The following is a 23689-nucleotide window of genomic DNA, read 5'->3' as shown; positions in this document are numbered from 1 at the left end:
CTGCGTACCGCCTGCCCGTTTGTGCGCCCGCGCGGGACGTACAGACAAGCGAGCAATACGCAGTCGCCATTTTTTATCAGAACAGCTTCTGCAATCTCTCAAGATATGCGATGGACTCGTTCATCTTGTTCTTGCCGAACAGCTTGTTCATGTACGTACACAGCTCGCGGAGCTCTTCACGGAGCATTGCGAGGTTCAGTGACTCGAACTTTCTGAATATCTTTGTCGCAAGTACGTAGTCGATGCCGTCAAGCTCGTCGCCGCCGCACGCTACGTATACGGGTACAAAGAAGTTCATCTGCTTTAAGATACGGTTACCGAATGCTACTCTCAGCTTCTCTATTACCCACAGGTCAAGCTGCTGTATCTTCTTCAGGCTCTCCTGAGATATCGGGTACTTGTCGAACGCCTCATGGAACAGCTTATCGAGGTGGTCGAAGCCGAGACGCATCGGCGGTGTATCGGGCGCTTCAAACGCTACGCCCTTCGCGTCAAGGTTTATCGGCTGAGCACGGTCGTATACCTTATCGGAAATAGCGAATGTGGAGTCGTCGTTATTGGCTGTGCCGATATACCATATATTCTGGGGGATGCGTATCTTGCCCTTGTCGAGATTAACGGGGTCGGTGCTCCATGCGTTGGGCACGATATCGAGCTCCCACTCGTCTGCGTTCGGCATTTCGAGTATGGAGAGCATCTCGGCAAAGTAATACTCAACTCGCGCGATGTTCATCTCGTCGAGGAGTATCAGGTTTACGTCGTTGTTATAGCCCGACGAATATATGCGCTTGAGGACTTCCGTTTCGTTGAAGTTCTTCGTGAATTCGTTGAAGTAGCCGAAAAGCTCGGTGCGGTCACGCCACGAGGGCTGTACAGATGCGATAGTCGTGTCGACTTGCAGGAACTTTCCGAATGAGTACGGGAGCGATGTTTTACCTGTACCCGAGATACCTTGCAGGATTATCAGCTTCGTTGACGCCATGCCCGCTATGAACAGGCGTATGGTCTTGGGCTCATAGTACAGGTGCATACGCGAGCACGCGAAGTTGCGGAAGGTATCGACGATACCCTCCAGCGTTATCTCGTTGTCGTACTCGGGCGGTGTATAGGTCTTGTAGAAGTTATCGACCTCAATGAGCTTCGAGAAGCGGTAGTCCGTTGTCTGGACTACGCCGTCCTCGACTGTGCCGACTGCAACGGGGGCGGGAGCGCCCTCTTCTCCCTCGCCGCCCGCATATACGGTCTGGCCAGAGGGAAGGGTCATGGTGCCTGTGCCGCCCATCTGTGCGACCTTCATCGCCATTATCTCGTCCTTTTCCTTCGCCATTTTCATTACTCGCCTCTGGAGGAGGGCTATCTCCTCGAGCAGGTCTTCGTTGCTGACCAGCGAGTGTCTGAAGCGTATGTATTTCCTGATGAACAAGAATATCATGACGGCTATGAGAACGTATATCGCGACTACTATTATTATTGCCAGTATCGACAGTATCCAGCCGAGTGCGCCGAAATCCGTCGAATACTCCTTGAATATCTCTATGTAGTTCTTTATGTTGAATATCTGCTTCACGCCGCTGCCGATACCGCGCACGATCTCGGCGTAGCCTTTCAGCATCTCTGACATAAAGGCAAAAAACCATTTCAGGAATCCGTTCATGTTATGCTCCGTATGTTAATGTTGTTTTCCCGCACTGCCGCGGGTCTGTGAAGCTTATTCCGCTTTCGTTTCTTCTGCGGCGGCTGTTTCTGCTGCCTCAGCAAGCGCCTCTGCCTTCTCGGCAGCAGCTTCTGCCTTTGCTTCCGCCTTCTCGGCAGCAGCCTCGACCTTTTCAGCCGCGCTGCCCGACTGCTTCTGCGCCGCAAGGTATTCCTCGATAGCTCTGCGCTTTATCTCCTCTTCGTCCAACTCTGCGGGCTCGGGGCGCTTCGCCTCGATTATCGTCGCGATGAACTTGTAAAGCTCGAACAGGAAGAATATCGCCATCGGTATCACTATGCAGATGAAGAATCCTGTCTTCGTGCGCAGGAAGTCCATCACCCTGCCGATGAACGGGAGCTTTACATCCGTCCATTCGCCTATTACTGCGCCCTGTGAGATCACGTCAGTGTCCTTTACGGGGTTGTTATCACCCTTTGTGACGTATTTCACTATGCCGTCATCGTTGAGAACTTCAACTATTCTATGCGTATTTTTCACTCTCTGTCCGTCTATCGTGGTCCAGAATGTGATGACATCGTTTTCCTTTATCGAGTTGAAATCGTCGATCTCCTTGCAGATGATGAGGTCGCCCTGCTTGAATGTGGGCTTCATCGAATCTGACTCGACCGCCATGGGCATATAGCCGAAGAGATGTGCGACTCCGTTATTCTTGCTCGATGAGAATACCATTATGGTGATGAGAAGTGCGAATATTAAGACTATCCATGCCAGAACATTTGCAAAGATACTCAATGCCTTTTTCATAGTTGATCTCCTTTTACGTTGTTTCCGTGATCTTGAAGCTCATGCTGAGCTTTAATGTACCGCCGATGATAGCATCTACACAGTCGGGATCGTTGCCCTCGAGCCATATCACCACGGTATATTTGTCTTTGTCCTTTGCTTTGAATTTTTCGCCTGAGGTGCGCATCACGACCGACGACGACAGAAATTCACTGTCGCAGTCGCTCTCCTTGCCCATACCGCTCGACTTCGTCTTGCCGTAAACTGTCTTTTCGCCGTTCTTGTAGACAGCTATGCGCACAGCCTCGTCTACGCCCTTCGTCACGTTCTCGATGTTCATCTCGCCCGTATAGCTGATGGTATCATCGCCCGAGTTGATGAGGTAGAATGTGTAGGCTATGTAGCTGTCGCCGTTGTGGCTGCCGTTTATCTTATCAACGTTAGGCGGTATGTCCTCTCCGCTGATATTTGTCATGTCATAGACGATATTCGCATTCAGCACCGCGTTCGACCTGTCGTATTCAGGTGTTTCGGACAGGGTAAGACCCTGATGCACCATGTCGTACTTGTTGACCTTTACGGTGAAACTGCCGAACTTGTCGTAGAAATAGGATATCGCGTATGCTATGGATATGAGCAGTATCAGGATGATGACGAGCAGTGCCAGCACGCGCATCACGATGAAATGCCTCTTGACCTCTTTGCTTTTCCTTCTCAGCTCAAGGACGTCTCTGACTTTTTCCTCCATTAAGAGACACCCCCCTCATTTTATGTCTTAGTCGGACTTGCGTCTGACGTATCTTTCTGTCATATACTTGCCTGCAAGTGTGCCCGCACAATACGAGCACTCGAATGTGTAGAGCGTTTCTGCCTGTCGGCTGCTGTAGACTCCGTCAGCAATAGGCTCGGCTCCGATGTCGTTGACAAAGCTTACTACCGATTTGACCGCATTGTCCGAACGCTCGCTGCTTCCGAGGAAATTCGCGACCTCGGGGCTCAGCAGCACGTAGTCCACGGGAAAGCCCGAAAGCCTCATCATCGGACACGTGTCGCCTCCGAAATTAACTATCATGAAGTGGAAGCCGCGGTTGCGCATATGCTGGAGCACCTGCGCTGCTCTGCCGTCGGTCTCCTCAAGGAGCTTCTCCGACAGCTCGAAGCATATCCTGCTCGTCGGGACGTCGTAGCGCGTGAAATATTCGAGCAGCGTCTTCTCCGCGCCCGCTTCCTTCAAAAACCTGACAGGCATATATACCGAGACCCAGCTGAATGTCAGCTCGCGCTCGGTAAACGTCTTGTATGCCTCAAGAGCCTGTATCAGCTCGAGGTAAAAGAGCCTTATCGCCTGATTCGTTATCTCGCACACGTCGCGGAATTTGTCGGGTGTGAGTACGCCCAGCTTCGGGGAATTCAGCCGCGTCTGGGACTGGTATGCCGCTATCTGACCGCTCGAGATGTCCCTGATGACGCGGTAGTGCAGCTCGACTGCGCGAAGTCCGCCTACCAGCGGCTTTTCTGCGTTTCCTGCCATATCGGCTCCCCCCCTTTCACATAATGCGTACATATACTCTTATACTATTTTATTATATCATATGAGGCGCCAATTGTCAATGAATTAACTTATAAAAATAGCGGGGAAAATTCGTGCATTTGCATAAAAAGGACGAATTGCCGATACTTTGCGTAAATTCAAGAACGATTATTACTGTCTGTTGCTTCAAGGCTTTCGGACGCCCTTTGGCTGTACTTATCGGAAGTAATACGGAGTATTTATTGAGGGAAACCCATAACACAAAGCGGCTCCGAAAGAGGTTCAAATCCTCAACCGGAGCCGCTATTTCTATGCTCGCCACTTTAGCAATTAAAACCGTAACGAGGTGAAGTGACGTCTTGCGGGCTTACGAAGCCTTACTGCCTCACCTTCCACAGCCATACAGCCACAGCCTCCCCGTGTGGATATCTATTGATGCGGTACGTGTACTTTTTATCCCAACTCTTCAAGCAATGTGAAGTATTCTGGATTCTTTGTGCGCATAAGATCATCCTCGTTTCTAAATGTAACATTTGCTACACTTACAAGTATATTATATCAGTTCATTCAGAATATGTCAATAGCCGCTTTACTAAGTGCGCCATTTGGCGATAGCAAAGCGGCTATTCTCAGATATTTGGTTATTTACACAAAGCTGAAGTCTATTTTTCTACGTTTCATATATCCTTCAGCCATTCCTTATACTCAGCAATCACAGAATCCGGGGCTGTGAGTTTCATCTGTTCCTTGAAAGTTATGAGCCAACTCCAAAAGGTAGGGGATATCTGTACTTCAACGGCTACGAAGTATTCATCGCCGCATTTGCCAATATTCGTCTTTTCTCCGAATTTATCGTAGATACTGCCTATGAGCTTCTTTTCAAACTGGAGTGTCACAAGTTCGGTGCGTCCGCCGTACATTCTGAAGACCTGTTCTGTATACTTAGATACCGTCCGAATTTTCTCTGCGGCTGCTTTACAGATACCTTTATCAAGGCGCTGAACAGAGTCCATTCTGTCTACACGGTAGTTTCGGACTTCATTTTCAGTAGCCGGATCATAAGCCATAAGGTAATAGTTATCGTTATTGAATACAAGGGCGATTGGCTCAACCTCATATATGGCTTTGTCCTTTCTGTAAGCCTTATTTAGGTTCTCGTCAAGGTCAAAATACAGGAATGAAGCCATTTTCTTTTCTCTGATAGCATTTTCGAGGACGTTTACGTTATAGTAAATCTGCTCGTTGTTATGCTTTCGGGTATTGAAATGCACGATATTTCCGGTCAGTATCTCTGCCTGATGGCTTCCGCCGAGAGCTGCTATCTTGGATATGAGGTCGGCTGATTTCTTTTCTGTAATGAAACTTGCTGCCTGAACAGCATCAATGAGTATCTTGAGCTCAGGAAGGCTGAAACTGCGGTCCTCTATGTAGTAGGCGTTCTGCTTGCCGAGCTTCGTCTGCATTACCTCATATCCCTGTTCATTCAGAACGGCTATATCCTTGGCTACTGTACGTCTATCTGTTTGTATTCCGAGTTCGCTGAGTTTACTGCACAACTCGTTTGTACCTATCGGATGCTCCATATCGGTATTCTGCTGTAATATTTCGAGAAGTTTGACTACTCGAAGTTTTTTTGTTGTGGTTTCTGACATGGTTACCTCCTTTGCTTATCTAGGAAGAGAGCCGAGAGATTAACTCTCGGCTCTTTAATTTGTTATGAAACTTTGGTGAGGCATATTCGTGCATTAGTATACTTGACATAATCGCTTTCGGGATTTGTGGTAACATTTATTTCATCGTTAGACGAATCAAGCATATACACTTTCAAGTATAATCCATAGTTTGCATATTCTAATCCGGCAGTTTCAAAGATGCTGCCAGAATACACCTTAAATTCTATAGGTATCTTATAAACATTGCTGTCAAGCATACTATTTAGAGATGCTTTAGTATATGTCTTTCTTACTTTATAGGTAAATTCATTGGGTGATGTTATTGGAGTGCCCTCTCCATCAACTTGAACATTTCCACTTGAATCGAGATATTCTGTCGAAGTTGGAGAGATACCGTCAAGTATATTGAATGTACTACCTTCAATATACTTGAACATAGGCTTTAATTCGGTATAGCTACTATCAATTGATCTTAGTTCGACTTCGCAGACAATTGACTGAGCATTTCCCCATGCTATCGGGCAATCCTCAACACGATAAGTTCCGACTGTATGTATTGTTGAAGGGAATTTTTTTACGTCATTTGGATCATTCGCATTGATTCCAAGCTGTGGCAATTGACCGCCTATTTCGGAAAGATCTTTGCCAGCAGGCATATCAAGCGCATCATGCGTTATATATGCCTTTTCGGTAGAATCCATATAGTACTGATTAGTAATACTTGACTCTATTTCGTTCTCAGCGTCCCAAAGCTTAGTGGTTTCTTTTGAAACTTTACTGAAAGCCGTCAGACTGTCTTTGGATGAAATTTTAGAAATAGCGATAACATTCGTTCTGCCTGATAGAGATTGCTGATAGAACTGATCCGGCAGGCCCGTTGTTTTTTCAAATGTGATCGTTGTGCTTGCGGTTATCAAAACAGATTTATCACTATTTAGTGTAAGTTTGTCAGCTAACGACACATTGTTCTGCAACTCGATGTATGAAGCGTTAACAATCACATTATTTCGCTTAGTCCAACTTCTATTAAGATCTGTAACGTTTTGATTTCCGATCTTGTATGAAGTGACTTCAACGTCTTCAACGCCCTTTACTCCGATGTCGTTTACGCTGTCATGTTTGTTAAATTGGATCAATAAGCTTTCAAAGATCTGTACATGGTTTCTTGTATCTTCGATATATGTGATTAATCTACCGGTTTTAGCAGCTTCAGTCAAGAATACTCTTGCAGTAAGATCAGCACTCAATTGATTATCATTGTCAGTTGCACTGAGGCAATACTTAGTAGCATCGCCACCGACCTTCAGACTGTTTATTCTGATTTCTTGATCGTATACATAACCCAAGAACAGATTTGTTGCATTTCTTTCACTATCCTTAGTTATTCTCGATGGATACGGCTCATTCCCGAGGGTTTTACCAGCACTGATTGCATAATGATAGATAGTTTGAGCAGTTGAATAATCCGTGTATATTGTCAGGAAATAGTGTTCGGTAAGATATGTTCCACCATTCCTAAATGTGATCGAATCAACTGTATATCTGTCAGAAGAATCAATCCCGGTTTCACCGACTTCAGAATATCTAAAGGTTATTCCATTATTCGTGCCTCCGGAATTATCTGTAACGATACCAGGATATGTTTCGTGTGGATGCAATGATGAATTAACTAAGGTACCACTATCATCCTGCTTTATCGTAACAACCATCATATCATTGAAGCTCACGGGTGAATATGAAGATGAACCGTTAGAGAACTTACTCAGATCCAGATACCCTGAAGAAGTGTTTAAAGCAGCATTATCTCCACCAGAATAAAGATTATTCAGATAATATGCCTTGGAATTATACTGAGTATCAATCAGAACCATTTTTGTCGTACTTGGTAAATTCGCACCTCCTGCTGTTAAATTATCAAACAGTAACCGTTTAGAATAGTTGCCGAGAAGTGTATCGCCGCCGTTTACAGCTTCAATCCATTCATCTGCTGTACGCTTATATGTATACGCAAATTCAAGTGTAACAGGTGTGCCGATGTTTTCGACGAGCACGTTTCCTTGAATAGCGCTTGCCGGAGATGTTACCTTATAAGAGGTACCGGATTCAGCGCGGATATTGAAATCGTATTGTAAAACTTTTCTTACATATACCGGCACATAAAGGTGATACGCTATTTGCCCTGTTGCTGAAGGATTCAGATACTGAATATCGAGTAGAGTAAACTGTCCGTTCGTTGCAATGGTATCCGTATCATTTGCGTTCATATAGAACTGTCCGGAAGTACGTTTCAAACAAGGAGTTGCGTTAGAATTTGTCGAAGAACCAGTGATAGCATTGGGCTGTGCAGATTTAATTGTAATAGTATTTCCATTTGCATCATAAACGCACTTATGAAGAACTACGTTATACACATTTTTCTCATTTGCAGCATAATTGAATGCCCAGCTCAGGCTTGGATCTGAATTTGTCAGCAGAGCAATATAGTAATTAATACGATTTGTGGTATTGATTTTGCTGATATCATCAACAATAAGAACAGGGAAGTTTCTGTCGCCTATATTAAAGGTTCTCGACCCCATTTCGTCAACGATATTGGAGATCTTACTCTTCAGTACATTCTCCACAGTGCTTGCATTGGAATAATATCCTGCAACAGAATTCTCAATATCGTATTGGATCTGATTAACAGCAGCAAGGCTTGCGCCATCGCTCAGCAGCCTTTTAGGCGTACTTGCAGCGTCTATCTCAGTAATAGGGTTCATATTGACATATGGAGAAGCGGCGATGACTCTTGTTTTAGAAGAAACATCATCTATCCACGCAGTATTTGATACAACACCATTATAATCGGCACAGATTACATAGCCTTTAGCACCAGTAGTGTTGGGATCGTAGCCGTAGTTATTACCTCCGCCGACAACCTCTGTTGTTTCAGGGCCTTTATCTTCATCATTATTCTGACAGAATGCAACGATTTTGATTATGTTGTAAGTTGTATCACAAGTTCCACCGCAAAGGGCACCCGTCTGATTGGTTGCACCTGTGATTGCAAGATTTTTAGCTAAAATGTTATAGCCATAATACTCTTTTTTCTTTGCGTCACCAACATAGTTTAGGTAGCCTATTATACCGCCGGCATAACCAGAAGGACAACTGATAGTACAATCTGAAACAGTAACATTGTTTGTGATTATCTTATTAGCTTTTTGGGTACTCTCTACATTATGTCCCCACAGGCCAACAATTCCGCCTGCATAGTTATTACCGGTTATTGTATAGTTATTAACTTCGCTTTCAGAAATATTGATAGTATTTACATCACGTTTTCCAGCACCTAAAAATCCACCTGCAAAGTTCTGATGGCTCATTATTGTTCCGTTTAATCCATCTTTACAGGTTATTTTAACGTTTTTGATTGTTGAGTCAGCGCCTGATGAAGCAAAATATCCAACAAGTCCTGCGGCAGTGTACTGAGATTCAACGTTCTGATTATAAATCGTACAATCGGATAGATTGAGTTTACATTTGTTAACAATGCCAATCATTCCGCCTGCATTTATTTCAGCAGATGCACTATTAACATATGTCAGCGAATCCTGACGCAAAGTTCCAACAGTAACATTTTTGATTTCTACCAACGAAGAACCACCGCCACGACAATTGCCAATAAATCCGCCAACGCCGTAGTTATAGTCATTTCCCGTCCTGTTTTCGCAATCACTTTCAACCTCAATAATGCTATACGTAGCATTATTATTATCAATTGAAATTTCACTTTGATATGATCTGCCTATCATTCCTCCTGTGTTTCCTGCGCCATGTACCTTAATACCGTAAGAACCATTTGACTGCGTGTTGTTTATTGTTATTGATGTATTAATTGATTTATTGTCATTAGGGTTCCAGCCAATCATTCCTCCTGTATATCTGATACCTTTAACATCAACATCCTGTAAAGCAACACTGTCAATAGTTTGCCGTGCTTTCATCGTTCCGATCAAAGAACCAACACTTATCATATTAATGCGGTCTATACCATCAGTTGCCTTTTGAGTGGTACCCGTCATAGGACCAACATATGGTATGTGATCTTTACCATTGGTAAATTTATTATCAATGCACTCTGCCTTAACATTTCCTGTGATAATAAAGTTATAATATCTGCTTGAATCAACGTTATTGGTGGTTCCATTTTGTATATTGAACAAACCAAGTCCAACATTATCAATATGTATATAAGTATTATCAAAAACATATAAGCTCGTAGCATCTTTATATGAATAATAATAATTATAATTCATATTAAGACTGATGGTAGATCCAGCTCCGATGAAGTTATTGATTCTCAGACTGGAATCATTCGTAATGTCAGTGGAACCATTACTACCTCCTTTTTTGGATATTATCTTTCCTCCTATTCCCTGGAAGCCATCAGGCAGATAGTATGTTCCACCGGACAGAGTTATGCTGCAGGTGTTGTTTGAATTGGCTATGTTTTTTGCATAATAATCTGTCCCGTCGGTTGTAACAGGTTTTGTATATTTCGCAATCAGATACGGGATATTATTCAGCTTTGTTGCGGCAGCAAATGCGTAAGTGTCATTTATTGAAAGCAGGTAATCGGCGTTAGATGCTTTGGTTCCAACAGTGTTATATTCAGCACGTCTAACCGTTTGATACCTGCCTGCATTATAATAGCCAATCTTATTACCCGTATTTGCATTATCAGTTGTGAAGTTCTGTTCAGTTCCCATACCGCTGTTGACAATTAACGACATGATATAGAAACTCTGTGCATTCCGGGCTGTAATAGCATAACTGGAAGATACTTCAAGTTTTTCAGCATCACTGAGAATAAGACTGCCGGATTCTTTTAACCAAGCCGACTTGATATCCGCGATTGAATAGTGCTTAGTACCATTCTGCATGGTAGTTTTCTGAAGCTCATAGTCATCTGTGTTATAAGTGTTGCTGTCAACAGCTCCTATTGAACTATCAGACTTTTTCTTTGCCCAATAAGTTGTTGTGCCGTTAACAGTTCTTGTACCGTCCTCAAACGGTCTGTAAGCATCGCTTTCAGTAACAGCAAAGCCATTAACAACTCTTCCGATTATCGGATTCACATAAAGCCATGCAGTATTGCTGCTTGAAGCCATGTTAGTTCTCTTGTTAGTCGGAGACTGATTGGTAGTATTGCTTGTAGGATCAGTTATAACATTAGCATCTGACAATCCGGTTATATTGCCGGTCATATTTTTGAAGATAACACCACCGTTAACAATAACGCCGACATATCCGCCGACAGCCTGGAACTGAGCTTTTGTTCCTGTCACCTTAATTGTATGGCTGCCGAAATTGACCTGAACGTTATCAATGATGTTATCTCCACCTGCAACAGCAGCAATAACAGAACCGTAGGAGTATTTTTTTCCCTCTGTGATGTAATTATACGTTTCAGTTGCATCGTCTAATGTAATATCTGCATCAACATTAATTGTAAGATCTTTAATAACACTTCCGTCGCTGTAATTTATAAGCGGATACTGCGTCTTATTTGTTATTGAGGCATTTGATACGCCACCGATAATAACACCTCGGAAATGGAAGCCTTCTGTTTTGTTTCCGAGTCCTACAAATCCTGAATCTGCAGCAAGCTCGATATTTGTTCCAGAGATGGGTCTAATCACATAGTATGCTCCAGCTAAGTACTGACGCATTTCATCTTGCGATTTTGTAGAACTGCCATTTTTAAAACTACCGCCGGAATATGAGTACTGTAGATGATCATCGCCATCGCAAAATGTGTTATCAAACCTTGCATTGATAACCGCTGTAGAAAGCTCAGCTCCATTTATCCACTTTGATACTCTTATTAATTCGTCTGCATTCTTAATAATATATGGATCAGTATAAGTACCACAACCTTCAATAACCAGACTTGGCTGATGATTGACCTTAAGCTGATAATGATCAGATGTTCCACTGGATATTTCTGATGCAGCACTTACAACTCTAACATAAGGAAGAAATCCAGTGAAAGAATCAGACGGAGTCGCATTCTTTGTTGGTATAGATGAATACTGTGTAGGGTAATTATCATCGGTCGCAGATTCTCTTGAATAATACTGTTCCAAACTTGGATACTGCGTGTTTCCGTTTAAGGCAGAAGTATAACCGATTTCCTCACCGTATGTTACACTATGCTTATATCCACCTGTAACTGTACTCCAGTCATCTACATAGGAGAATGTATAAGAACCATCTTTAGCAAGAGAACGCTCAAGGAGAGTAGCTCTTGTAAAAATTGACTTCGTGGTGTTGTAATTGTATCCGGACAAACCAGGAGTATTTGCAGATTTTCTTCCATCAAGCCTAATGTTTGAAAAGTCTATGTTAATATCCGTGTCGGAATTTGTAACTCCGGAATCGGTAGAGGATGCACCGACATAACCTATCAGGCTTGTAGCCGCTTCTTCTCCGGCGGAATAGCCTGAACCTGTCGAAATGTTACCTATCTTTAGTGAAACAAAGCTGCCAGTTCTGTTGATAAGCAGAGGAGCATAGTCAGCCGATACACCGTCAGTACCCTGGAAGTTCCAGACCTTGATACCAGCAAGCGAAACACTTCCGCTCATGCTGTTGATGGTAGTAATATCGTTTGTTGCAGAGGATTTACCCTTTACTGTTCCATAAACGAGCGCACCCGTTCCCTTGGTATTAACTGCGCCGATATTACCAGACAGCACAACTGTTCCGACTGTCAGGTTAGCGTTTACATCATAGAAAATACCATTCTGCATCATATAATGCTGCGTTGCTGATAGCGGTGACCATTTGTTGGTGATACTATTATTTGCGTTTTCGGTTGTAGTAAACTCTTCATTGTAGAACGTGAATGTGCCTGCTACAGTTACAGCACTGTCAAGCGTTATCGGATACCAGCTATAGCCGCGCATATCATAATCAGCACTGCTTGAGAATTCAAAAGTGTCGTTGTCATTCACTTTAAAGTGTTTCTGAATATTTGAAGCAGCATAGCGATACACGCCCCAGCGCATCAATTTGTCTGATGCAGTTGAAAGATCAGCGTATGTTCTCGTTCCTGCATTGCCTGTATCTATCAGGTCAAGATTATAGTAATACCTTGTATTCGGATTAGCTGTAGCTCCTTTAGATGTCTGAGCCTGATAGGTTATACCGGTATTAGTGTTATCAGCGTTGGAAGAACTTGCCATTTTCAGCTTATTCGAGCTGCTGTTCGTACCATCATAGGTGCTAATAGATACAATGCCCTGACCATTTTTCATAATACTGTTAGCATTATCTGCACTGTATGCACAAATCTCATCAAACACGCCATTAGTAGCTTTGAATGTTGAATCAGCGTGTAACGATAGCTTATAATCATAACCTGAAGGAAGCTCAAGATAAATACCGTCACTGCTTATTTTACCTTTATTGACAATCATGCCCACAGAACTAGCATTACTAGTCAGCATCTTGATGTTTCTCAAATCAAGCTTATTAACAGTCCAATGCCCTGAAGCAGAATAAGCAAGTCCCGCTGTACCGCCAGCACCAGTCTGTTTTACTGTAGTAATTCTTGAAGACGTATCATTAACCTTAAAACCATCGATAACAACATCAGCGTTCTTCCAATCATGTCCAAAAAGGCCACCCATAGAAGTGCCATTATTGCCTTCAACCTCTATTCCATCCGTTTTGACAGCGGCTGTTTCGCCTATTTTAACAGTAGCTTTACTGCTTCCATCGAGAACTGCAATAAGACCGCCGATTTTTTGAATACCAGTAACATTTCCTTTCAGAGTTACATCATCAAATGACCATACTGCATTACTTGCACCGCCGGATATTTTACCGATAACTCCTCCGATGATACAATTTGCATTACCAGTATTACCAGTAATATCACCATCAAATTCACTTCCGGAAATAGTGATATTTCCAGCACTTCCAGTTGCTTCGCCGATAAGTCTGCCAGCGATGGTGCTTACACCACCGGTCAAAGTAATACTCAAATCAGATAAAGTATTACAATCTGAACAATTAACACTATCGCTGACTGTTGCTGCAGCTGTGCCAACATAGGCACTCGTTTTATCTTTAGTGGTTCTTCCGTTTATATTTAAAATTGTACCGTCAAAATCAATGTTTTTAAAGCTTGCGCCTTTTGCAATAGCAACCAAGCCAAGATACTGTTTACGATAAACGGGCCTGTCACTTCCGCCAACATTCTTTATATCAAGAATGATTGTATGATTGTTTCCAGCAACAGTTCCGGAATACTCAACTGCTGTCGAGCCGTTATCTCTTGTAATACCGCGCAGTCCAGTATCAGAAAGGTCTAATGAAGAGGTGTTCTTAAAAGAGATGTTTGTACTTGCCTGGAAATTTGCAATATTGTTTTGGATTATTTTGTTAGTATTTGTATTGATCTGAAAAAGCAGAGATACCTTTGCATAATCAGCGACCGTACTAATATCCTTGTACGTTTTGCTATCAGTCGTTGATTCTGTTGGAGAAGCAATCGTTATCGCATGATCTGCGATCGTAAACACATTCGCATTTGTGAGCTTTGTGCCATCAAGAACAAGCACATCGCCCCACGATCCGACATTGTCGATTTCCACTGAATTAGGAGTATAAGTCCAGCTTTCAGCGTAAATGAGCGCATCGCCTCGAGTTCCGACTAACTGTCCGTTGCCGTCCTCAGCTTTAGGTGAAGCGTTGCTAAGATCAACATTGCCAGTCATACCAAGTACGCCGTTTCCGATATCTCCGACAAGACTTCCACCATTAAACTCGGATATACTTGATGTTCCAATGGTTACATCTTTTGAATATAAATAACCATTTGTAGTCTTTGCAACAAGTCCGCCAAACAATGTTGCATCCGAAGCTCCTGCCGCACTTGTAAGACTGAAAGTATCAAATTCTACATAGGCTGCATTTGAATCAGCAGGCTCAGCAACATAGCTGATCGCACCTCCGAAATATGCCGAGCTCAGAGTGTTTGATGGTACGGCTGTCAATGTTTTAATTTTCAATGAATCTGAAAGTGCTTCCGCTTTATATGAGCCGATCAATCCGCCGTATGCGGTCGATTTTACGCCTTCACCTCTTAATGAAGCATGATCAGATATGACTCCAGTATATGTGGTGACATTATTCGCGGTGGTCGCTTCTCCTTTAATTGTGATGTTTGCACCGGAAAAGGACTCACATTTGCCGATCAGACCGCCGGTATATCCTGTGCCCGACGCAGTCAGTGCGACCTTGCAGTTTATGTCATATTTGCTTACATCCAGTGTTGATGTGCCAACAGGAGGAGCATAATAACCAAACAGACCGCCTGCACCATTTGAGCCGAGAATAAACTGCTCAATATCATAACCCGGAACGTTCATTGTTACAGTACCGCCGTTATTGCTGCCTACGATACCGCCTGCATAACCGTTGTCAGCCTCTATTTTTCCGTCTGCAACCTGGAGATTGTTGCTCGAGTCATTACTAATAGTTAACGATGCACCCGATCCCATTGACCCAACAAGACCGCCTGCATTTCCGTTATCGGAAGTAACATAGTATCCGAAGTTTGTGCCAGTGTATTTGGCTGTAAGCGAACCTTTTAGAGTTCCGCAAAGTGCTCCTGCATCAACTGGATAACCATCATCGTTATTAGCAGTTGCCTTAGCTTCGACGCTGGCAATATAAGTTGTTTGAACTGTTTCACCTGTAACTTCGTCAGTACTTGATACAGTAGAAGTCGCATTATTGGTAAAAGTAAGATTGACAGCTGCGCCATCCTCAATTTCACCTATTGCACCGCCGTATCTAATTACAGCGTCATCATCGTAAACTCCAAAAGTTACGTTCCATGAAGCAGTTGTATCACTTTTTCCATCTGAACGGATTTTGTTTGCGATAAGCGGAGCGCCCTCTGTTGTCAATGTTCTATTAATAGTGATTGGCTTTATCTCTCCATCTGTACCTTCAATCTGAACACAGTCATAAACTTCTCCAAAAAGAGGATATCGCATATTAAATGTAGTCGGAGAACCATTTTCAAATATGATTTTTCCCTTAAATGGGTAATCTGAAGTGCCTATTGGTTCAAAGGTATGCTCTTGCTCCATATCAACATTATTTCCTGTAGAACTTGCGATTGCAATGAAAATAATATCATTCTGATGATTCGTATAACCGCTTTCGCCGATACTCCAGTTATAATATGCCTCTGAATACTTAGCAAGGTCATCAAAGGATGAGATCTTTATACAATCTTCACCGTTGACTGTTTCGCCCGGCGTAGTAAAGTCGGCGATATTATAACGAGGCTTAACTTCTGCAGCAGCAGTTATTGGTTTTGAAAGCAATTCGTTTATCTTATTAAGGCACGCCGGAAGTTCAGACACAGGCAAGCAACCAATAAGCAATGACAGCGAAGTAGTCAGACTTATTGTTCTATTCCGTATTTTTCTGTGTTTTTCTTTTCTTTGTCTTTTATTCATTGAGTCTCACCTCGGTCAGAAGGTAAAATATATATTCATTTCTTACGAAGGATCAGCTAAAGTAACTTTCGTTTTTAGCATATTCCAAGACATACTTTCATGTACGATATTGCTCGAATCAGTATATCCATCTATTTCTTTTCTCGCATCCTCATCAACTACATAAAATTGTATATCATATCGTCCGCCAGATGAAGCGGAGGATACATTGATTTTCAATGATGCTATACCTGTACTCGAATCATAATTGTATATGCTTGTATCAGCAAGAACAGCCGAATCTGTAAGATCAATTCCGAAGAGGTCATTTATCTGCATACGATTTGGTTCAAGAAGAGCCGTATCCCATGATAGTATTTTATCCATAGTGCCGTTTCCTGTAAGCGTATAATTAAATGCATCATAGGATTTCGGAAGATATGCAGTATTGTCGTTGAAATCTCCGGTCCATCCCTCGGATAAATCAATGTTGTTCGATTTTGCATAAAAGAAAGCATCTATCGAATTAAGATCGGGATGTTGTTCAGTTGGATTGGCTTCAAGTTTAACATAGATATCTTCATCAGCTACTGAAGGCGGAAGAACAACTTTATATGTATTCTTTGCGCTTTTTTCTCCCTGGGCCGGAGTTAGAGATTCGGTTATAAAAGCTGATACTGTAGTTTTATTAAGTGTAATCGAAGAATCACTTACGCGATTTCCATAAGTATCTATCTTATATATTTCTATTTCATCATCTCCAAGAATTGCATTCAGCGTGGTAGCGTCATTTGTAGCGTTATACTCGGTAACACCGTTATTCTTGTATAGTTTTGCAGTAAGTGTAAACGTAATGGGAACAGAATAAAAGCTGGTAGGATTGTTTTTATCGTAATTGTAAATAGAAACTTCAAATGGTTCAACGCTCTCTGCATCAAGAGTGACGGATTTGTAATTCTTATAGCTGTATCCTGTCAGGTAATTTGATGTGAAATATGTTTTCACTCCTGTATCTGCAGCAATTATTCTTTTGGCTACGTTCTGATCATCTGCAAATTTTGCGTGTGTTATGACTCCGCACAATGCTAAAGCGGCAACAATTATCCATATGGTTAACCAGTGCTTCTTCAAGTTTTTTAATAGTTCTTTGCCATTTTTCATACTGTTGCCACTCCTTTCCATTGGATTTTAATAATCTCTGTAAGCTGAGAGATAGAGCATATCTGTTTCCTTATTTGAAATTTCGGCAGGATCCCATGCTATATCAAGAATGAAGGTACGGAAAAACGGATTTCCTCCCCACGAACTCGATTCGGATTCAGGAACACTCAGGATTCCTGTTTTCTGCCAGTATAGAGGCTCAGCATATTTGTTTACCACATCATAGTCTTCATATGAATCTTCGTGATAATTATGATCCCCCTCCGAATAATCAGTATCGCTTTTGGCAATTACTCTTCCGTTATCCACCGTTGCATTTAAGTAATCAGAGCCGTCCTGAGCACCACTTTTAATACATTCGCTTTTTAGGATGTATATTGTTTCGTCTTCACTTATTCCATACAAATTGTCTCTGTCAAATTCATTGATTGCTGACCATGTTGCGCCGACTTTATATTCGACGACATCTGTGTCAAAGCTGTAATCCGCTTTTTTTGGTGGTTCTTCCGGGTTAGCTGTATTATATGCTGTATTCTGAGTGTTCAGAGCCGTAATTGCATTTCTGGCACTCGCCGGAGTTGTACAAACAGCGTTGTTGTAATATAGAATATCTCCATAATATATCTTATACACGAACGGATTGTTTGTTGTATGAGCAAATTGGAGCGTAAAACTGGTCACATACTCTCCGGCGACCGCAAATGGAAATGACTGGGAGGTAGGTGCTCCAACTTCTGTGCTTACTTGAAGCGTTGAAATGTCGAACGTTCTGACATCTTCGGCGCAGGCGTTGCTTATAAAAAGCAGATCAGGCGTTTTAACCTTTTGAAGTTCAGCAATTTGTCTATTGTGATTGAACCATGCAAACGCCGGCATTGCAAAGAACGTTGCCGCTGTTAAGAGAAGGGCGATTATGATCTTGACTTTCGTTTTAATTGACATTTTCTTTAGTTTTTTTGCAACTGCGATCATAGTCATCCCTCCTTTCTAACGAGTTGTTAACATAATCAATTAAGGCTGGCTGTCATTTCAATCAATATATAGTCTACATTATTGCCTATGAAAGAATCTGCGTTATTATAAGCATCTGTAAGTGTGTGTGTTGCACTATCAATATTTGCCGTATTGTTCTGAACATTGCTGAGAGCTGATGTGACCTCACTGTTTGACAATCCCTTGAAGACTTTGTTTGTCATCTCGCTGCTATTCTTTGTTGTGCTGAGATATGTAAAAACGGCAGTTCTATCATCATTGGGCGAAGGTGCAAATAAAGGATTATCCTTTTTAGGAGAATTAGCATCATACACCATCTGCTCAAAAGTGTTTGCCCATTTCCAGTATATCGTAACGGGATATTTTTGTCCCGATGTGACCGAAACAGCATTGCCTGCATTGTATTTTACACCCGAAGCGTTGATACAGTCTCCGAATCTTATGGAGCGTCCGGTTCCGAGGAAGCCTGAATAATAGTGTGTTGTGGGGTTATAGTCTGAAAAGAACAGGATATGTCCCCGAATGAATTCAAGCGCTTCATTTTTATTTTCAAGGTCAGCCGCATCTTTTATCAAGCCGTCGGAGTTTGCTACAGTCAAAGAATCTGTGATCTCGAGCAGATCATTGAGTATCGGATCATCGTCCTCGTTTTCAGGCTCCTCATATTCTCCTATGAATCCGCGAATGTTAAAGTTAAAACTTATATCAAGCGTTCCTGTATTGTTAGGCACGACCCAGAAAGTTAATTTGCCATGCGAGTTCGGTACCAATCCATCTGAATAATGTCCGTCATCAGCATTGGCTCCAGTTTTTCGCCATATGATTTTTCCATATTGCCCTGAAGTTTGGAATGCATCAAGAGTATCCATATCGACACCTTCTGAATATTCATTATCTGCCATCGAAAACTCTTCATCATCGTTATTTTCAATATAATTACCTCTAACTTCAAGCTCAAACGGAGGAGAAGCAACACTCACTCCCATACCGTTACCAGACACTGTTGAATTGGAGCTGAACCAAGAAATTGTGGCGAAAATCCAGACGACGAATGCGAACACAGCGAGCGAACCAAACTTAATTAAAGAACCTTTTAATCGCTTCTTTCGCTCTTTTTCATCACCATCATTTTTTTGCTTTGGACTTTGTGCAGTCTCGTTAGCAGTTGTTAATTCATTTGATTTAGATAAAGCTTCATAAGCCTTTGCACTCACTATGTTCACCTCCAATGCTTTATATTTGTGAAAGGGCATAATATTCCCATTACTGCATAGTTACTCTACTTTATTATATCATTTTTATATACCATTTTCAATGCACATTATAGCTAATTATGCCATTTACTATTTGTAATGGTTGCTCAACCTGATAATTACTTCAACCAAAAAATTTCATAATAGCGCTATTTGCCGAATACAGATTGTATAATCGCGCTGCCGTATAACTATTGATATATTTTTATAACTAAAGCTGATTATGGTAACTATGATATGTTGTTATAGTGCTATATTTGTTAATTATATCTACATTCTTGTTTGCATTGGTCATATTTTGGATTATGAAATAATGTTTCTATGTATTATCAATCATCGTGACACATTATTCTGATAATTTGCCTTATGCCTACTGTGAGCAAATCGGCAAGGAAATTCGGGATATATCAGACGAGATACCGTTTGATATTCCTGATACATGGGAGTGGGTACGCTTTTCTTCTGTTATTGAATTACAATCAGGACAGGATTTGACACCTGATAAATACAATGCGATTGAAAAGGGCTTGCCTTATATTACAGGTGCAAGCAATATTGAAAATGGAGAAGTAATAATAAACCGTTGGACTGAATTTGGCAGAGCATTCGCACTTAAGGGAGATATTTTGCTCACTTGCAAAGGTACAGTCGGTACAATGGCTATTCTTCAAGAAGGAAAGGTGCATATAGCAAGACAAATAATGGGCATACGCCCTTATAACGGAATAGATACTGATTATGTAAGGCTTGTTTTGGAAACGCTTGTTGAAAGTTTAAAAGCAGCGGCAAAAAGCATGATACCTGGAATTGCAAGAGATGATGTTCTATTTTCGTTTATTCCTATCCCGCCCCTTGCCGAGCAACACCGCATAGTCGCCAAGATAGAAGAACTACTCCCATACATTGAAAAGTACGGCAAAGCAGAAGAACACCTCACCACCCTAAACACCACATTCCCCGAAGCACTGAAAAAGTCTATCCTGCAAGAAGCCGTACAAGGCAAGCTCGTTCCGCAGAACCCTGATGACGAGCCTGCGAGCGTACTGTTGGAGCGTATCAGAGCCGAAAAACAAGCTCTTATCAAGGCAGGCAAGATCAAAAAGGACAAGCACGAATCGGTTATAGTAACAAGGGATAAAATTCCTTATGAGATCATAGACGGAAAAGAACGCTGTATAGCCGATGAAGTGCCGTTTGAACTGCCGGATTGTTGGTGTTGGTGTAGGCTGGGTACTATTACAACAGTTTTAGGCGGTAAAAGAATACCAGCAGGACGTAAACTATCCTTAGAAAAGACCGATCATATTTACATAAGAGTTTCCGATATGAAGGATAGCGGCATATCTATGGATAATCTGCAATACGTTCCTGACGATATTTACCCGTCAATATCTCGATATATAATCAACAAAGAAGATATTTATATAACAGTAGCAGGTACTATCGGTAAAGTTGGTAAGATACCACCAGAACTTGACGGGGCTAATTTGACTGAAAATGCGGATAGATTAGTTTTCAGCATCATAAATCAGGATTGGCTTATTATGTGTCTGCAATCAAGTATTGTTCAATCTCAAATAGCTGATGCTACTACAAAAGTCGGACAGCCTAAATTAGCTATAGCAAGAATACAGAATCTTTTCATTCCACTAGTCAGCAGGCAAATATTCACCTTTGAAATATATCTTCCCGAGCTTGTATGCAGCAAAAGTATCTCCTTTGTCAGCCTCAGACTTCATAACAGCAAGTGCATCAGATTTTTCATTATCTGTAGAGTTCTTTGCTCTGAGTAACTTCAAGGCAGACTTATGTTCATCTGACCATTTGAAATAATATTTGACGCTACTTTCTTCTGTATCAGCAGGCTCATAGTCATATTCATCAGGTATGATGATTTCAGTATACTCTTCGATATCATCAATAATAGCATCAACTTCAGCAACAGGAATATCAAACTGTATCTCCGTTGCTGAACGAATTATCATATTTTTTACTGATTTGAAGCTATCATTATCGACCATTGACGGGAATTCTACCTTAGCAGATGAATAAAAGTCGTGCTTGGTCTGCTCCATATCGCACCACAGCTTATACATTTTTTGAATTGATTCGTTCTGCGATAGCCTGAAAAATATATCATCAACTGTTTGCTTAACATCTTTTTTCAAGTAGCCGTAGACTTTTTTACCTTTAGCTGATTGAAGCTGCCCGTGAAGTTTTAACATTAGTTCAATTGTTTCTATATCAACACTTCTTCCAGCGGATACATCTTCCGTGAGTTTTTTCATGAGCTCTGTACTCTCACTTTTAAGTAGGTCACGAATATCCGTCTGCTGCTGATATAAATGTTTTAGCTCATCGGTATATATGTCATTCATGAAACCGCTTCGTATCTTTTCACTGCCTTGCTTAGTGAGAAATCCCTCACGCTCATTTGTCGAGTAGACGACAATGTGAACGTGAGGGTTAGTCTCTTTGTCATGAAACGCAGCATACCATTTCAGGTTTGCTATATCTATTTTTGACTGCTTTGCTATATTCGGTATCTGCCGCTTCACAAGCTCACGCCATGCTGTTAGGTTATCATATCCCATTTTTTGTGCATCGTCCCTGCGGAGAGAGACTATGTGAGTCCACACATTTCCATTGTGGTTTGCGACTTCCTTAGCGACTTTATTCAAATTAATTGGCTCATCTGTTTGTGAGAATAATCCATGAGAACCAAACTTAACTGCACCAGGACGATTGGCAAGGTATCCGATATAGTTTTTCTTGTTTGCGACTATGTCAGAGTTATGTTCAAGTGTTTCATCTATAAACCTTGACGCATTCTTTTGAGTAGGATTGCTTTTGTATTCTGCATAGCTGAAACCTAAACTGCTGTCTGGGAAGTCTTTAAGCATAGAAGAGATAAGCTCCTGTTGCTTTTCGGTTGCAGGAGCTGTTCCACTGTTTTCTTTTACTGTTGCAGCACCTTCACGAGTAGCAATGTATTTTACATAGTTTGACAGCTTTTTATTATCGCCGCTTTTCAGGTAACGGCTCACCACAACTAATCTCGGCATAGCTTACTCGTTCAAAGCGACATTACCGCCAAACCATGAACCGTAGAAAGCTCTGCCGTTTCCGAAATCGAAACGCATATGACCGATCTTAGCCGCAAGTATGTTTTCTTTGTCACAGGCATAGAAGAGCTTTTCCTCATTCTTATCTGCTGCTGTAATATTCATTTTCATACTCATCATCCTCCTGTAGTTCCTTCTGCGGTCGCTTCTGTTGTAGTCTCATGTAGATCGTTTATCTTGTCCTGAAGCACCGACACATTGTATCCGTAGCAGTTCTTGGCTATGTTTCCATAGTTTCGGGCAATGTCGCCTTTGGTATCTGTTGACAGAAACGACATTCCGCTTGCAAGGCAGAATTCAATATTGGGATACAAAAAGTACGCTGTCTTACCGACGCCGGCTGCACCTATCATAAGGCTATGAACATCACCTGTGTCTACAAGTGCCGTTGTATTGACCTTTCCCTGACATCCGATGACCGTACCTTGCACCTTCGGCAGATTCTTTCCTTGCCTCCACAAATCAGGTTCGTATGGCTGAGAGATAAAAGTCTGCCTTATCTCCGGCTTGGTTGCCCATCGTGCGGTTCCATGCTGTCCGTCACCGACCGCCTTTGATTTAATACTGTTTATTCCGCGGCTGTCCAGCACACTTACAACTATTGCAAAAATTATCAGACACGCCGCCATTAAAGCTAACAGATATATTTTTTTATCATCCAATATCTCACTTCCTCGTATAATAGATTTTAGGGTGGTTTAAAGAGCACCCCAATGAACCTCTGCCACGCTCGGTTGAGTAAAGCAGCATTGAAATCGGAATGAGCGTAGCGAATGGAGATTTCAATGCTGCGGCGGAGTTCCGCCGGGTTTAATCAAACAATCAACAGGCATTCACATACCCATGATATAATAGCTGTAATCAGCAGGAACAAGTTCTGATCTTCCTTAGTCGAACCTCAAGGTTGCTTCCTTAGAGAGTCTGTTCCCCAGAGCTGTGAGTTAGCTGCTTACACGTAGGCTGTTTATCCGGGATGCACTCCATCCGGTTTTACAGGCAGTA

At 42.0% G+C, this 23689-nt stretch carries 11 protein-coding genes and 2 pseudogenes; 1 reads left to right on the top strand and 12 read right to left on the bottom strand.

The window, feature by feature from the left end; translation table 11 throughout:
- Window positions 1-76 precede the first annotated feature (76 nt).
- The 9 genes from BMX22_RS13460 to BMX22_RS16195 all read right to left on the bottom strand — a co-directional run bounded on the left by BMX22_RS13460 (window position 77) and on the right by BMX22_RS16195 (window position 19523).
- Window positions 77-1654 (bottom strand): hypothetical protein, encoded by a 1578-nt coding sequence (locus BMX22_RS13460; protein WP_074742939.1) that lies wholly within the window; start codon window positions 1652-1654, stop codon window positions 77-79.
- 54 nt (window positions 1655-1708) lie between these two features.
- A complete protein-coding gene (locus BMX22_RS13455; protein WP_074742938.1) occupies window positions 1709-2461 on the bottom strand; it encodes a signal peptidase I in 753 nt (250 codons plus the stop codon).
- 13 nt (window positions 2462-2474) lie between these two features.
- The gene (locus BMX22_RS13450; RefSeq protein ID WP_318259753.1) at window positions 2475-3188 is read right to left on the bottom strand and encodes a hypothetical protein; all 714 of its coding nucleotides are present in this window, start codon (window positions 3186-3188) and stop codon (window positions 2475-2477) included.
- A gap of 27 nt (window positions 3189-3215) precedes the next feature.
- A complete protein-coding gene (locus tag BMX22_RS13445) occupies window positions 3216-3971 on the bottom strand; it encodes an EAL domain-containing protein (RefSeq protein WP_074742937.1) in 756 nt (251 codons plus the stop codon).
- A 677-nt stretch (window positions 3972-4648) separates the two neighbouring features.
- The gene (locus tag BMX22_RS13440; protein ID WP_074742936.1) at window positions 4649-5623 is read right to left on the bottom strand and encodes a helix-turn-helix transcriptional regulator; all 975 of its coding nucleotides are present in this window, start codon (window positions 5621-5623) and stop codon (window positions 4649-4651) included.
- Between the two features lie 62 nt (window positions 5624-5685).
- Complete coding sequence (locus BMX22_RS13435) at window positions 5686-16176, bottom strand: beta strand repeat-containing protein (protein WP_074742935.1); 10491 nt, start codon at window positions 16174-16176, stop codon at window positions 5686-5688.
- A 42-nt stretch (window positions 16177-16218) separates the two neighbouring features.
- Window positions 16219-17316: a hypothetical protein gene (locus BMX22_RS13430; protein WP_074742934.1), complete on the bottom strand. Its 1098-nt coding sequence runs from the start codon at window positions 17314-17316 to the stop codon at window positions 16219-16221.
- Window positions 17317-17343: 27 nt separating this feature from the next.
- Window positions 17344-18288, bottom strand: a complete 945-nt coding sequence (locus BMX22_RS13425; protein WP_074742933.1) for a hypothetical protein — start codon at window positions 18286-18288, stop codon at window positions 17344-17346.
- A 35-nt stretch (window positions 18289-18323) separates the two neighbouring features.
- Window positions 18324-19523, bottom strand: coding sequence for a hypothetical protein (locus tag BMX22_RS16195; protein WP_143055537.1), 1200 nt, complete (start codon window positions 19521-19523; stop codon window positions 18324-18326).
- A gap of 377 nt (window positions 19524-19900) precedes the next feature.
- On the opposite strand from BMX22_RS16195, the pseudogene BMX22_RS17080 reads away from it, so the two are divergent.
- Window positions 19901-20449: pseudogene (locus BMX22_RS17080) on the top strand (restriction endonuclease subunit S); the annotation flags it as partial.
- Between the two features lie 762 nt (window positions 20450-21211).
- Here the strand turns inward: BMX22_RS17080 and mobP3 are convergent.
- The 3 genes and pseudogenes from mobP3 to BMX22_RS13400 form a co-directional block, all read right to left on the bottom strand.
- The gene (gene mobP3, locus BMX22_RS13405) at window positions 21212-22627 is read right to left on the bottom strand and encodes a MobP3 family relaxase (protein WP_318259752.1); all 1416 of its coding nucleotides are present in this window, start codon (window positions 22625-22627) and stop codon (window positions 21212-21214) included.
- 3 nt (window positions 22628-22630) lie between these two features.
- Window positions 22631-22798: a hypothetical protein gene (locus BMX22_RS16560; protein ID WP_177173034.1), complete on the bottom strand. Its 168-nt coding sequence runs from the start codon at window positions 22796-22798 to the stop codon at window positions 22631-22633.
- Between the two features lie 74 nt (window positions 22799-22872).
- Window positions 22873-23316 (bottom strand): annotated as a pseudogene (locus BMX22_RS13400) (type IV secretory system conjugative DNA transfer family protein); the annotation flags it as partial.
- Window positions 23317-23689 lie beyond the last annotated feature (373 nt).

The sequence above is a fragment of the Ruminococcus sp. YRD2003 genome (assembly GCA_900109435.1).
Lineage (GTDB): Bacteria > Bacillota > Clostridia > Oscillospirales > Ruminococcaceae > Ruminococcus > Ruminococcus flavefaciens_G.
The sequence above is the reverse complement of the archived record's forward strand: the minus strand, read 5'-3'. Positions and strand labels throughout refer to the sequence as shown.

Excerpts from the sequence above, each read along its gene's own strand:
- BMX22_RS13460 (WP_074742939.1), bottom strand. The coding sequence starts at position 1,654 with ATGAACGGATTCCTGAAATGGTTTTTTGCCTTTATGTCAGAGATGCTG.
- BMX22_RS13455 (WP_074742938.1), bottom strand. The coding sequence starts at position 2,461 with ATGAAAAAGGCATTGAGTATCTTTGCAAATGTTCTGGCATGGATAGTC.
- BMX22_RS13450 (WP_318259753.1), bottom strand. The coding sequence starts at position 3,188 with ATGGAGGAAAAAGTCAGAGACGTCCTTGAGCTGAGAAGGAAAAGCAAA.
- BMX22_RS13445 (WP_074742937.1), bottom strand. The coding sequence starts at position 3,971 with ATGGCAGGAAACGCAGAAAAGCCGCTGGTAGGCGGACTTCGCGCAGTC.
- BMX22_RS13440 (WP_074742936.1), bottom strand. The coding sequence starts at position 5,623 with ATGTCAGAAACCACAACAAAAAAACTTCGAGTAGTCAAACTTCTCGAA.
- BMX22_RS13435 (WP_074742935.1), bottom strand. The coding sequence starts at position 16,176 with ATGAATAAAAGACAAAGAAAAGAAAAACACAGAAAAATACGGAATAGA.
- BMX22_RS13430 (WP_074742934.1), bottom strand. The coding sequence starts at position 17,316 with ATGAAAAATGGCAAAGAACTATTAAAAAACTTGAAGAAGCACTGGTTA.
- BMX22_RS13425 (WP_074742933.1), bottom strand. The coding sequence starts at position 18,288 with ATGATCGCAGTTGCAAAAAAACTAAAGAAAATGTCAATTAAAACGAAA.
- mobP3 (WP_318259752.1), bottom strand. The coding sequence starts at position 22,627 with ATGCCGAGATTAGTTGTGGTGAGCCGTTACCTGAAAAGCGGCGATAAT.
- BMX22_RS16560 (WP_177173034.1), bottom strand. The coding sequence starts at position 22,798 with ATGAAAATGAATATTACAGCAGCAGATAAGAATGAGGAAAAGCTCTTC.